The 12,020-nt window shown below is 43.4% G+C and carries 15 protein-coding genes; 4 read left to right on the forward strand and 11 right to left on the reverse strand.

Features of this window, described 5'->3' with window-relative positions; translation table 11 throughout:
- Together L6472_RS09050 and L6472_RS09055 are read right to left on the reverse strand one after the other, a co-directional pair.
- The gene (locus L6472_RS09050; protein ID WP_237804334.1) at positions 1-447 is read right to left on the reverse strand and encodes a YhcH/YjgK/YiaL family protein; all 447 of its coding nucleotides are present in this window, start codon (positions 445-447) and stop codon (positions 1-3) included.
- Positions 448-480: 33 nt separating this feature from the next.
- Complete coding sequence (locus L6472_RS09055) at positions 481-1,602, reverse strand: phosphatidylinositol-4-phosphate 5-kinase (protein WP_237804335.1); 1,122 nt, start codon at positions 1,600-1,602, stop codon at positions 481-483.
- A 121-nt stretch (positions 1,603-1,723) separates the two neighbouring features.
- Between L6472_RS09055 and kdsB the strand changes: the two genes are divergently transcribed.
- Positions 1,724-2,470, forward strand: a complete 747-nt coding sequence (gene kdsB / locus L6472_RS09060) for a 3-deoxy-manno-octulosonate cytidylyltransferase (protein WP_237804337.1) — start codon at positions 1,724-1,726, stop codon at positions 2,468-2,470.
- On the opposite strand, the gene L6472_RS09065 is transcribed toward kdsB, so the two are convergent.
- The 5 genes from L6472_RS09065 to L6472_RS09085 form a co-directional block, all read right to left on the reverse strand.
- Complete coding sequence (locus L6472_RS09065; RefSeq protein WP_237804339.1) at positions 2,448-3,107, reverse strand: DnaJ domain-containing protein; 660 nt, start codon at positions 3,105-3,107, stop codon at positions 2,448-2,450. The two genes, kdsB and L6472_RS09065, sit on opposite strands and share 23 nt — an antisense overlap.
- Positions 3,108-3,221: 114 nt before the next feature.
- Positions 3,222-4,763 carry a ribonuclease Y gene (gene rny, locus L6472_RS09070; RefSeq protein ID WP_237804341.1) on the reverse strand — a complete coding sequence of 514 codons (1,542 nt, stop codon included), beginning with the start codon at positions 4,761-4,763 and terminating at the stop codon, positions 3,222-3,224.
- Positions 4,764-4,791: 28 nt separating this feature from the next.
- The gene (locus L6472_RS09075; RefSeq protein ID WP_370640839.1) at positions 4,792-5,103 is read right to left on the reverse strand and encodes a cell division protein ZapA; all 312 of its coding nucleotides are present in this window, start codon (positions 5,101-5,103) and stop codon (positions 4,792-4,794) included.
- Positions 5,103-5,399 (reverse strand): hypothetical protein, encoded by a 297-nt coding sequence (locus L6472_RS09080; RefSeq protein ID WP_237804343.1) that lies wholly within the window; start codon positions 5,397-5,399, stop codon positions 5,103-5,105. The genes L6472_RS09075 and L6472_RS09080 overlap by 1 nt, the downstream gene beginning before the upstream one ends.
- A gap of 80 nt (positions 5,400-5,479) precedes the next feature.
- On the reverse strand, positions 5,480-6,109 hold the full coding sequence (locus L6472_RS09085; RefSeq protein WP_237804345.1) for a hypothetical protein: 630 nt from the start codon (positions 6,107-6,109) through the stop codon (positions 5,480-5,482).
- Positions 6,110-6,241: 132 nt separating this feature from the next.
- Here L6472_RS09085 and rfbA point away from each other — a divergent pair, with 132 nt between their 5' ends.
- From rfbA to L6472_RS09100, 3 genes are read left to right on the forward strand one after another with little or no spacing between them, the layout of a single operon-like run.
- Entirely contained in the window at positions 6,242-7,120 is an 879-nt protein-coding gene (rfbA, locus tag L6472_RS09090) for a glucose-1-phosphate thymidylyltransferase RfbA (RefSeq protein ID WP_237804348.1), read from the forward strand.
- Between the two features lie 39 nt (positions 7,121-7,159).
- Positions 7,160-9,709: a polysaccharide biosynthesis tyrosine autokinase gene (locus L6472_RS09095; protein WP_237804350.1), complete on the forward strand. Its 2,550-nt coding sequence runs from the start codon at positions 7,160-7,162 to the stop codon at positions 9,707-9,709.
- A gap of 3 nt (positions 9,710-9,712) precedes the next feature.
- Entirely contained in the window at positions 9,713-10,162 is a 450-nt protein-coding gene (locus L6472_RS09100) for a BT0820 family HAD-type phosphatase (RefSeq protein ID WP_237804352.1), read from the forward strand.
- Between the two features lie 70 nt (positions 10,163-10,232).
- Here L6472_RS09100 and rplT read toward each other — a convergent pair whose 3' ends face one another.
- The 4 genes from rplT to rd all read right to left on the reverse strand — a co-directional run bounded on the left by rplT (position 10,233) and on the right by rd (position 12,007).
- The gene (gene rplT / locus L6472_RS09105; protein WP_237804354.1) at positions 10,233-10,577 is read right to left on the reverse strand and encodes a 50S ribosomal protein L20; all 345 of its coding nucleotides are present in this window, start codon (positions 10,575-10,577) and stop codon (positions 10,233-10,235) included.
- 35 nt (positions 10,578-10,612) lie between these two features.
- Complete coding sequence (rpmI, locus tag L6472_RS09110) at positions 10,613-10,810, reverse strand: 50S ribosomal protein L35 (protein WP_027450087.1); 198 nt, start codon at positions 10,808-10,810, stop codon at positions 10,613-10,615.
- Between the two features lie 54 nt (positions 10,811-10,864).
- A complete protein-coding gene (infC, locus tag L6472_RS09115) occupies positions 10,865-11,566 on the reverse strand; it encodes a translation initiation factor IF-3 (protein ID WP_237804356.1) in 702 nt (233 codons plus the stop codon).
- Positions 11,567-11,848: 282 nt separating this feature from the next.
- Positions 11,849-12,007: a rubredoxin gene (gene rd, locus L6472_RS09120; RefSeq protein WP_237804358.1), complete on the reverse strand. Its 159-nt coding sequence runs from the start codon at positions 12,005-12,007 to the stop codon at positions 11,849-11,851.
- Positions 12,008-12,020 lie beyond the last annotated feature (13 nt).

Here is a 12,020-nt window from a genome sequence, read left to right on the forward strand (position 1 = left end):
TTATGCTTTTACTTTAAAAATAGCTTTCTTTATCGTTGGTGCCATCGTAATACAAGGAGCGTGACCATCCTGAGGGAAGAAGACTGCAAACATTCCGGGTTGACAATCAATAAAGCTATCTGCCATCTGTCCTGGATACTTCGTAATGTCCTTTTCTGCTTGATAAGGCACGTCTGGAAGGTTACACAAGGGGGTGTAACCATAAGTTTCCATACCATCAAGTGGGATTTGTATGTCAACCATCTTACGATGCGTCTCTATTACGGCCTCATCGGGAGTTTTACCTTTGGCCACCTGAATGTTTACAAACAGGTTGTCGCCATCGATAACATGTTTGCCTTCTGCAAGTTTCATTAGGTCGTTCTCACGAAGGAAAGCTACAACCTCCTTAAACAAGGGATTGACAGCAACGTACTTCTCAAGATTCTCAAGCGTATCAATAATCATATTAGTCTAAGTATTTAAGTTTGTTCTCATTCTTTACTCACTCAACTGGCGACGACCGTTGACATACGTGCCTTTGGCCGTTATCTTGCCATTCTTATCTTTCTCTACGAAACTTCCTTCCCTATGTCCATCCACATAGTTGCCTTCAAAGCGGGTCCCGTCATTTTTCTCTTCGATAGAGAAGCCATTGCGCTTTCCATTCTTGAATATGGCCTTAAACTTGGAACCGTCTGCCAGATGACCGATACATTCTCCGTTAGGCACACCATTACTGAACTGACCCTCGACGGTATCTCCTTGCTTGGTGACTAGTTTGCCACGCCCCATTGGTTTGTCGGCATGCCACTCTCCTGTATAGCTGTCACCATTTTTCCAAGTCACCGTACCTTGTCCATCTTTGTCGCCATCTCTAAACTGTCCTTGATATCTATCACCATTGGCATAGTTGATAACACCCAGACCAGTACGCTGACCGCGAACATAATCACCCTGATAGATATCGCCATTTTGGAATCGGTATATGCCTTTGCCATGCTGTACGTCATTTCTCCACTGTCCTACATAGACATCGCCATCGGAATATTTATAGGTCCCTTCGCCATTGCGTTTATTGTCGAGCCACTGACCATCATACGATGAGCCATCTGACCAGTAGAAATAACCCTTTCCATTTTTCTTATCAGCCTTCCACTCGCCATCATAATAGGCACCGCTGGCAAATGTGTACTTGCCTTTACCTTCGCGCTTATCTTCTTTCCATCCGCCATTATAGATATCACCATTGAAATAGTACATAACACCATGTCCTTGCTGATAATCGCAATACCATAGGCCCACATACTTATTATTATTCTGGAAGTAATAGGTTCCTTGACCATGCTGATGGTCCTGCAACCATTGTCCCTCGTATTTCTCGCCATCGGGGAAAGTGTATATTCCAAAACCCTCGCGTTTACCTTTTACATACTCTCCTTCGTAAACATCACCATTTTTCCATACAGTCTTTCCTTTTCCATTTGGCTTGCCTGCCGACATTTCGCCATTATATTCACCCTTATCCTTAGTGATACAAGAACCGAGAGTAATTTTTTGGGCGTGCACCGGGCACAACAAACAAGAAAAACCTATTGTAAACAGTATATCTCGTACATTCATAATCTTTGTCTTTATTTAGCCCCAAAATTACTAAAAAAATATATTGTTCACAAATTAATCACTAATAATGAATTATGAATTATGAATTTTTAGTATCTTTGCGTCGTAAAAACATATAAAGATGAAGTTTATTGGTATTATTCCCGCCCGCTATGCCTCGACTCGTTTTCCTGGCAAGCCCCTTGCCATCTTGGGCGGAAAAACAGTTATTCAGAGAGTTTACGAACAAGTTGTCAACGTCTTAGGCGAAGCGTATGTCGCTACCGACGATGAGCGCATATACAGGGCTGTCGAACAGTTTGGCGGACGCGCTGTCATGACACGTGCGGATCACAAAAGCGGTACTGACCGCATTGAGGAGGCTGCACAGAAGATCAAAACAGATGCAGACGTCATCATCAATATACAAGGCGACGAACCCTTCATCCAGAAGAGCCAGCTGGAAACGGTGAAACAACTCTTTGACGATCCTCAAACTCAGATCGCCACATTAGGAAAGCCATTTGAAAACATGGAAGCAGTAGAGAACCCTAATTCTCCCAAAATCATTTGTGATGTCAACGGCTATGCCATGTACTTCAGCCGAAGTGTGATACCATATATAAGAGGAAAAGAAAGAAATGAATGGATAAAGCAATTCCAATTCATCAAGCATATTGGACTCTATGCCTATCGTCGCGAAGTGCTGTCTGAAATAACGAAACTGCCCCAAAGCCCACTAGAGTTAGCAGAGAGTTTGGAGCAGTTGCGCTGGTTACAAAACGGTTATCGAATCAAGGTTGGACTGACCGATGTCGAAACGGTTGGTATTGATACGCCTGAAGATCTACAGCGAGCCGAGCAGTTTATCCTTGCTGCATCTGTTTGAGCAACTCCTGCTGACGAAGAGACAAACTGGCGGGCAGTGTCACATTGTATGTAATAATCAAATCTGTGCCATTCGCTCCTTTACCTCGCAAACGAACCTTAGAGCCTGGCTGCGTGCCGGGCTTTATTTTTAGTTTCAACTTTCTGCCATCTTGCGTTGCCACAATGACATCACCGCCTAGAAGCGCTGTGTACATATCTATAGACACCGAGGCTTGGGTATCCGAAGGCGTGTGACGACCACGACTGTCCATATTACCCATACCACCGCGGAAAAGACTGTCGAAGAACGAGCTGAAACCACCATGACCATTGGAGAATGCAGAGAAATCAAAGCCATCGAAAGAATCGCGTCCACGTCCGCCGGCACCAGAGAAGCCGCCAAATCCACTACCACCACCATATGCGTCAGCCTCTTTCCACTGGGCACCATACTGGTCGTACTTCTTGCGCTTCTCAGGATCACCAATCACATCGTAAGCCTCGTTCAGTGCTTGAAACTTTGCCTTTGCTTTTGGATCATCTGGATGAAGATCGGGATGAAACTGCTTGGCACGTTTCAAGTAGGCTCGTTTCACATCCTTTTGAGGGATATTCTTATCTACACCTAAAATTTTGTAATAATCTATAAATGCCATAATACAATCCTCCTCTTTTTTATAAAAGTACCAGCAAAAAACATGCCATGGTACATAAAAAAGAAACCTTAAGTCGAAACTTAAGGCTCCTTTTTATATGAATAAACTAATTATTTACTTAGCATAAGCTACAGAACGCGTCTCACGGATAACCGTTATCTTCACCTGACCGGGATAGGTCATCTCATTCTGTATCTTTGTTGCAATCTCACCGCTCAGCGCCTCTGTTTCCGCATCATCCATCTTGTCTGCACCAACGATTACGCGCAGCTCGCGACCAGCCTGAATAGCATAAGTCTTAGTCACACCAGGATAGCTCATTGCGATAGCCTCAAGATCGTTCAAACGCTTAATGTAAGCTTCAACAATTTCGCGGCGGGCGCCAGGACGCGCACCACTGATGGCATCACAAACCTGAACAATAGGAGCTAACAACGTCTGCATCTCCATCTCATCGTGGTGGGCACCAATGGCATTGCAGATATCGGGCTTCTCCTTATACTTCTCAGCAATCTTAGCACCATAGAGTGCGTGTGGCATCTCACTCTCCTCATCGGGCACCTTACCAATATCATGCAGAAGTCCGGCTCGCTTAGCCTTCTTAGGATTCAAACCAAGTTCTGATGCCATAACCGCACAAAGGTTGGCCGTCTCACGAGCATGCTGCAAGAGGTTCTGACCATAGCTCGAACGATATTTCATCTTTCCTATGATACGTACCAATTCAGGATGCAAGCCATGGATACCAAGATCAATAGCCGTGCGCTTACCTGTTTCGATAATCTCATTATCCAACTGCTTCTTCACCTTGGTCACCACCTCCTCAATACGTGCAGGATGAATACGTCCATCACTTACCAACTGGTGGAGAGCCAAACGGCAGGTTTCACGACGTACGGGATCAAAGGCCGAGATAACAATAGCCTCAGGAGTGTCATCGACAACGATTTCAACACCGCAAGCAGCTTCGAGAGCACGAATATTACGACCCTCACGTCCGATAATACGACCTTTAACTTCGTCATTATCAATATGAAACACCGACACAGAGTTCTCAACTGCAGTCTCAGTGGCAACACGCTGAATGGTCTGAATAACAATCTTCTTGGCCTGAGCGTTAGCGTTAAGCTTCGCCTCATCCATAATCTCGTTGACATAAGCTGCAGCATCCGTACGAGCTTCGTCCTTCATGGCTTCCACCAATCTGTTCTTAGCCTCCTCAGCACTCAAGCCAGACAGTTCTTCGAGCTTTTCACGCTCTTTCTGCTGCATCTTATCAAGCTCTTCTTGTTTGATGGCCAGAGATCTCTTTTCGTTTTCAATACGCTGCATTTGGTTGTCCAAATCGTTCTTACGGCGCCCCAACTCTTCCTGACGCTGATTAAGAGATATCTCTCTTTGCTTCAGTTTGTTTTCACTCTGTTGGATATGCTGATTACGCTGCTGAACCTCTTTTTCAAGTTCACTCTTCTTGTTGAGGAACTTTTCTTTCACCTCCAGCAATTTCTTTTCTTTAATCACTTCAGCATCTTTCTGAGCAGCGCCAATAATTTGTTGCGCCTTCCCCTTAACTACTTTTAGAAAGATGAAATATCCTATTGCCACGCCAGCAGCCAACGCAACAACAGCAATAAAAATCACAATAGATGTCTCCATATAATAATTATGTAAAGTTAATATTCTCTCACTTGATGACCTCTTCAATCTCAGAAGTCAGTTGTGAGAGAATATCCCGATAAGGAACGGTATCATTATTACCTAATTCCTTTTCATATCGTAGAGCAATTTCCACCAAAGTCATCAAGGCAATCGTATGATCGCTTTTAATACCGGCGAAAACCTGTGCATAAGCACCATATCGCTCTGAGATTAACTTTGCAGCCGCACGATAGAATTCTTCATCTGCACGATCAATCGTAGCATGAATATCCTCATCGTACACGTGCAACGTTATATTAAGTTTCTCTTTACTTCCTTCTGCCATCGCTTCCGTCATTACTTTTCACCGCTAAGAACAGCAATGCACTTATTAACATCTCGTATCAGATTGGCAATTCTAACCTTGGCGCCATCCAGGTCGCCGCTTGTTATTTCCATCATCTTAGCCATCTTCAACGATTGGTAGTCATGTTCTTGTTGAGCCATTTGCTCCTTCAAGGAACCGATTTCAGCATCCCTCTGCTCCACCATGGCATACAATTCTCCGTTTTCCTTCTTTAATTCTTGAAAGCGGAGAATCAACTGCCTTACGCGAGTCTGGAAGTTCGCTAAAACCTTCTCGTTCTGATTCATGACAAAAATTATCTACTTACAAAGGTAGAAAAAAAACGCTTAATTAATAACTTTTATAGCAACTTTTTAATATTTATTAATTATTTATCTGTATTTTGGGGATTTTTCTCTTTCTTTGCAAGCATCACAACACGATAGACGAAATCTGTCACCCATTTTTCAGAGAAGCCTAAACGCTTATTATACTCGCGAACAGAAAGGACTGTTTTGATGACACCGGCGTCCGTATAATCATTTTTTGTAAAGATCTCATGAACAGTCTTTTCTGTCATCGCATACAAGGCCTTCTTAAAGAAACTGGGAAGACGAAGTTTAACTTTCATCAAATTGCCTGTCAACATCATGACATCCTGAACAAATGCTTGGAATTGCAGCAAGTAAGTCTGTACGTCTTGTATTTTCTTACAACGACGGCGAATACTCTGATCTATTTCTTTAAAGAACAAATCGTCCATCTGATACATGTCCTTCAAGATTCTCTTACATCGTGACTTTTCTGCAACACCCAGCTTACCCCCCTGAGTCGGAACTTTAAGAGTGGTTTTAAAAACGCGCAAGTCAGGTAAAGCTGCTAAATTAGAAATACCGAGATCTGCAGCTATTGCTGCTTGAAAATATACGCGAATCAGCGTCATAAAGTCTTCCATGCCACCAATTCTCGCTTCCGTTTCTTGTGCCTTACGGCCAAACAATTTTGTTAAAAAGTTCATAGTTTCCGAAATAAATTGTGTGCAAAGATACGCTTTTTTCTGTAATTTATGAAGTTTTTAAGGAAAAAGATACCTTTATATAAAAAAAAAACGTATCTTTGCAAAGCTAATTTAGTTACAAATGAATCTATTATGAAAGGAATTGTACTTGCTGGAGGTAGTGGTACACGTCTCTACCCAATCACGAAAGGTATTAGTAAGCAACTGATACCCATCTTCGACAAGCCAATGATATACTATCCTATATCTGCTTTAATGCTTGCTGGCATTCAAGACATCTTGATCATTTCAACGCCACATGATTTACCAGGATTTAAGCGTCTGCTGGGTAATGGTGAGGATTTGGGCGTTCATTTTGAATATGCCGAGCAACCTTCTCCTGACGGACTTGCCCAAGCATTCATTATTGGCGAAGATTTCATTGGAGATGACTGCGTTTGCCTGGTCTTAGGAGACAATATCTTTTACGGCTCCGGATTCACTGGTCTCTTGAAGCAGAGCGTTGAGAATGCTGAGAAACGCAATCTGGCAACAATCTTTGGATATAACGTAAACGATCCTCAGCGTTACGGTGTAGCAGAGTTTGACGCAGAGGGCAATTGTCTTAGCATAGAAGAGAAACCCGAACATCCTAAGTCAAACTATGCTGTGGTAGGTTTATACTTCTACCCCAACAGTGTAGTCAAGATAGCCAAAACCATCAAGCCCAGCGCCCGCGGCGAACTTGAAATCACGACAGTAAACCAAGAATATCTAAAGCAAAACGCCTTAAAGGTGCAAACACTGCAGCGTGGCTTTGCATGGCTAGATACAGGTACTCACGACTCTTTGTCGGAAGCAAGCACCTTTATTGAGGTCATCGAGAAGCGACAAGGGCTGAAAGTTGCATGTCTTGAGGAGATTGCCTACAAGAAGGGGTGGATCACTTCAGAACAATTGCTTGCCATTGCACACCCCATGCAAAAGAACGAATACGGCCAATATCTCATAAATTTAGCCAAACAGAATTAAAACTTAAAGAATCACTAATACCTAATTAATTTATTTTATATGGAAGATAACCAAAAGAAGAATATTGCTGACAACATTCTCGATCAAACTCAGGAAGAAGAATCCTCCTTCAATATTGGAACCATCATTACTATGTTGGTTCTCAACTGGCAGTGGTTCTTGCTATCAATATTCATATGTGTCTGCGGTGCATCGATTTATCTACGCTATAAGACCCCCGTTTATCAGATGTCTGTCAAGATGCTGATAAAAGACGAAAACAACAGTCGTCGCACCAATGGACAGGTACTAGCTAACATGCAAGACCTTGGAATCATTTCAAACACTGCCGGTTTTGAGAATGAGATTGAAATTCTGCATTCAAGCCTATTGGCCCGCGAAGTTGTAAAGGATTTGAAGCTCTATACAGAATATCGTCATGATGGCCACATCAAGAAGACATTAGCCTACAAGAATCAACCTATCAATGTAGATCTGGATCCGGAAAGTCTGAACAGACTCGACAACACCCATGGCAGTATTAGCTTGAAACTGGAAAAGAAAGCCAACACCTATCACGTAGAAGACATGATGGGAGAATTTTCTGGTTCCTTCAAGACGATGCCGGTTTCCTTCAACACGTCTTATGGTACGCTGACCTTCACTAAGAATCCGCTAACAGAGCAGAAAGAACGGGAAGCAAAAATGCTCAGCCGGGGCAAAACAGCCGAAGCCAATCAAGACACAAACGAGAACAATGACTATATAATGTATGTCACCATCAGTTCGCCTTCACGAGTAGCCTCATTATATGCAGGAAAGCTAAACGTCACTCCGACATCGAAGGTAACATCTATTGCTGAACTTACCATCAATGATGAGATTCCCGAACGTGCCTCTGACTATTTAACTCAACTTGCAATCTGCTACAACAGACAGGCAAATGCCGACAAAAATGAGATTGCATACAAGACCGAGTCATTCATCAACAAGCGTCTGGAAAAAATAAATTCAGAACTTGGCATCACCGAAAGTGAGTTGGAACAATATAAGCGTAACAACAACTTGGTACAACTCAAGTTAGACGCTACGCAAATCATGACACAGACAAACCTCTACTACGGTCAGTTGTCTGAAGCCAACACACAAATCCAGCTACTCGACTATCTACGTGAATATATGGACAAGAAGGCCAACAGATACCAGATTATCCCTTCTAATGTTGGCCTGACTGATGGTGTATCGTCATCGCTGATCAACCAATACAACAAGGTTGTACTGGACCGCAACCGCCTGCTGGCTTCGGCTAACGAGAATGCGCCCAGTGTCATGACGCTTACCAACACCTTGGATCAGCTACAGAAGAGTATTGATGACGCTTTGATTCAAGCGCGCCGTTCTGCCGACATCGAGCGTATGGGTATTCAGAAACGATACGAAACCTTCCAGAATAAGGTTGAGAGCACCCCCACACAAGAACGAGTACTCACACAGATTGGACGCCAACAAGAGGTTATGTCTGGCCTTTACCTGCTGCTTCTGCAAAAGCGCGAAGAGAACTCAATCTCACTAGCCGCTACCGCAGACAAAGGTCGCCTCATTGATGAACCATCCTCTGGAGGAAAAGTCAGTCCTAAGGGGTCTATTATACTATTGGCTGCCTTGCTTTTTGGCTTCGCCATCCCCCTACTTATCTTGTATATTCTCCAACTGCTGCGCTATAAGATTGAAGCTCATGATGACGTGGTTAAACTGACCACATTACCTATAGTAGCAGACATTGCAGTAGCAACAGAGTCTATTAAGACCTCAGCAGGAATTGTTGTTCATGAGAACACGAACAATCAGACCGACGAGATATTCCGTGCGATGCGAACCAATATCAACTTCATGATGAAGGAAGGGCAAAAAGTCATCATGTTCACATCAACGACCTCAGGCGAGGGTAAGACATTTAATGCGGCCAACCTTGCTGTCAGCACCGCTCTGTTAGGCAAAAAGGTTATACTTTTAGGTCTCGACATTCGAAAGCCTGCCTTAGGACGCCTCTTTAACTTCAAGGACCGAGAGAGAGGTATCACAATGCTGTTGACCAAGCAGACAATCAGCGAGAGTGATCTTAAAAGTCAGATTCTCCCCTCGCACATTAACCGTAATCTTGATATTCTGCTGGCAGGCCCAACACCTCCTAACCCCACCGAGTTGTTGGCACGTGATAATTTGAAAATCATTATGGACATGCTGAAGCAGGAATATGATTATATTATTCTTGATACGGCTCCTGTCGGCCTGGTGACAGACACTTTGCAAATCGGCAAATATGCGGATGTTACTGTCTATGTATGCCGTGCCGACTACACGCCAAAATCAGCATTCGGAAATATCAATGCGCTTAGCCGAGATGGCAAACTGCCCAACATGTGTATCGTTATCAATGGTGTGGACATGTCTAAGAAGAAGTATGGCTACTATTACGGCTATGGCAGATACAGACGTTACACACACTATGGACATTATAGCAACTATGCTAACTACAGTACATATGGCACTTATGCCAACTATTCGGACAGCCAATATGGCAAACCAGACGATAATTCAATCAAGAGATAAACCATGATTATAGCTGTAGATTTTGACGGAACCATCGTTAAACATCGCTATCCTGCAATTGGCGAAGAGATTCCGTTTGCCATTGACACACTAAAAATGCTGATAAACGACCGCCACAGATTAATTCTGTGGACGGTTCGTGAAGGGAAACTGTTGGAAGAAGCCATCAACTGGTGTCGCCAACGTGGCATTGAATTTTATGCTGTGAACAAAGATTACCCAGAAGAAACGACAAGCAACAATGAATATTTCAGCCGCAAGCTGAAAGTTGATGTCTGGATTGACGATCGCAACCTTGGCGGACTGCCTGATTGGGGTACGATCTATCGCATGATTAGCCAGCACAAGACATGGGACGACATTATCAATGAGGAAATAAAAAGCAATCAGTTGACATCTTACAAGAGTGAGCAGGATCCCTCAAAAAAGAAAAAGCCGTGGTGGAAATTCTAACCCACATAAAAAAAACAAAAAGAGAAGAAACCCAAATGAGTTTCTTCTCTTTTTTTCAGCTTTACTCTTCTTACTTCACCTTGGCAACAATAGCCTTGAAAGCCTCGGGGTTGTTCATAGCGAGGTCAGCGAGAACCTTACGGTTGATCTCGATGCCAGCTTTGTGCAGAGCACCCATCAGCTGTGAATAGCTCAAACCTTCCAGACGAGCGGCAGCGTTGATACGCTGAATCCACAATGCACGGAAGTTGCGCTTCTTATTGCGGCGGTCACGGTAAGCGTAGGTCAGACCTTTCTCCCAAGTATTCTTTGCTACTGTCCACACATTCTTGCGGGCTCCAAAGTAACCGCGAGTGAGCTTAAGAATTCTCTTACGTTTTGCTCTTGATGCAACGTGATTTACTGATCTTGGCATAATTTTCTTTCTTTAAATGTTAGACAATAGGTTAATTAACGGAGACACAACAGGTCACGAACCTGCTTCATGTTGCTGTTGTCAACGAGAGTTGTACCAACCAGATTACGCTTTTGCTTCTTAGTCTTCTTAGTCAGAATGTGACTGTGGTAAGCGTGGTGTCTCTTAACCTTACCTGTACCGGTGAATGAGAATCTCTTCTTTGCGCCGGAATTTGTCTTTACTTTTGGCATTTTTTTATTGTTTAAATTGTTATTAATAATTGATGGCAACGCATATACCGGGCGTTACGCATCTGTTTCTTCAGTCAGTTTCTTCAGTGCATCGGCACTAATCTTGGCATTTGCAAACAGTCCTCCGTTGCTGGGCGTCTGAACATCTGCAACGCTATCGGCTTTCTTTGCAGCATTCTTTGACTCTAAAGCTTCAGCCTCTCTGTCGCGGGCCTGCTGGCTTTTCTTTGCCACTCCTGCCTTTTTGGGTGCCAGATAGATGAACATTTTCTTTCCTTCGAGTGAAGGCATTGACTCTACCTTACCGAATTCCTCAAGGTCGTTGGCAAAACGCAACAACAAGACTTCGCCCTGCTCCTTGAACAAGATGCTTCGACCACGGAAGAACACGTATGCACGCACCTTGTTTCCCTCTTCCAAGAACTCCTTGGCATGCTTCAATTTGAACTGGTAGTCGTGTTCATCTGTCTGAGGTCCGAAACGAATCTCCTTCACCTCCACCTTCACCTGCTTGGCTTTCATCTCCTTAGCTCGCTTTTTCTGTTGGTAGAGGAATTTTGAATAGTCGATGAGACGACAAACAGGCGGATTGGCATTGGGTGAAATCTCAACGAGGTCAACGCCCTCATCACGTGCCATATCCAAAGCCTGCCTTGTTGGCACAACCATAGATCCGCTGTCGCCTACGATGCGGACCTCACGTACACGAATCTGTTCGTTGATGCGGTACTGATTCTGTTTCTTGTCTATTTTCATCAAACTATTTTTGCAAATCGGCTGCAAAGTTACAATATTTCAGCGAATTAGCAAAACATTTTAGGGTATTTTTTCTTAAGAAATCATTGAAAAAGTAAGAAAATTACTAACTGTTTATCAAAAGTTACGAAAAGTCGAGCGCAGTACAAAATAAATCCATTTATTTTTTTATGCCGAGACGGAGTAATTTCGCAACTATTGTTGCAAAGTTATAAAAAAAATCTGCCGAGTTGTTATTCGACAAAGCTCGGCAGACGATGATTTTACTTAGTTCACAAGGGGTTAGGCCTTACTGAAATCGCCCTTTCCTACCCCGCAAACGGGGCACACCCAATCATCCGGAAGGTTCTCAAAGGCCGTACCCGGCTCAATGCCGTTGTCGGGATCTCCCACTGCGGGGTCATATTCATAACCACACACGTCGCATACATACTTTTCCATAAATTGTTCAGTT

The organism is Prevotella sp. E13-17 (assembly GCF_022024035.1).
Taxonomy (GTDB): Bacteria; Bacteroidota; Bacteroidia; order Bacteroidales; family Bacteroidaceae; genus Prevotella.

Excerpts from the sequence above, each read along its gene's own strand:
- infC (WP_237804356.1), bottom strand. The coding sequence starts at position 11,566 with ATGAAAATAGACAAGAAACAGAATCAGTACCGCATCAACGAACAGATT.
- L6472_RS09085 (WP_237804345.1), bottom strand. The coding sequence starts at position 6,109 with ATGAACTTTTTAACAAAATTGTTTGGCCGTAAGGCACAAGAAACGGAA.
- rd (WP_237804358.1), bottom strand. The coding sequence starts at position 12,007 with ATGGAAAAGTATGTATGCGACGTGTGTGGTTATGAATATGACCCCGCA.
- L6472_RS09100 (WP_237804352.1), top strand. The coding sequence starts at position 9,713 with ATGATTATAGCTGTAGATTTTGACGGAACCATCGTTAAACATCGCTAT.
- L6472_RS09050 (WP_237804334.1), bottom strand. The coding sequence starts at position 447 with ATGATTATTGATACGCTTGAGAATCTTGAGAAGTACGTTGCTGTCAAT.
- L6472_RS09075 (WP_370640839.1), bottom strand. The coding sequence starts at position 5,103 with ATGACGGAAGCGATGGCAGAAGGAAGTAAAGAGAAACTTAATATAACG.
- rny (WP_237804341.1), bottom strand. The coding sequence starts at position 4,763 with ATGGAGACATCTATTGTGATTTTTATTGCTGTTGTTGCGTTGGCTGCT.
- rfbA (WP_237804348.1), top strand. The coding sequence starts at position 6,242 with ATGAAAGGAATTGTACTTGCTGGAGGTAGTGGTACACGTCTCTACCCA.
- kdsB (WP_237804337.1), top strand. The coding sequence starts at position 1,724 with ATGAAGTTTATTGGTATTATTCCCGCCCGCTATGCCTCGACTCGTTTT.
- L6472_RS09095 (WP_237804350.1), top strand. The coding sequence starts at position 7,160 with ATGGAAGATAACCAAAAGAAGAATATTGCTGACAACATTCTCGATCAA.
- L6472_RS09055 (WP_237804335.1), bottom strand. The coding sequence starts at position 1,602 with ATGAATGTACGAGATATACTGTTTACAATAGGTTTTTCTTGTTTGTTG.
- L6472_RS09080 (WP_237804343.1), bottom strand. The coding sequence starts at position 5,399 with ATGAATCAGAACGAGAAGGTTTTAGCGAACTTCCAGACTCGCGTAAGG.
- rpmI (WP_027450087.1), bottom strand. The coding sequence starts at position 10,810 with ATGCCAAAAGTAAAGACAAATTCCGGCGCAAAGAAGAGATTCTCATTC.
- L6472_RS09065 (WP_237804339.1), bottom strand. The coding sequence starts at position 3,107 with ATGGCATTTATAGATTATTACAAAATTTTAGGTGTAGATAAGAATATC.
- rplT (WP_237804354.1), bottom strand. The coding sequence starts at position 10,577 with ATGCCAAGATCAGTAAATCACGTTGCATCAAGAGCAAAACGTAAGAGA.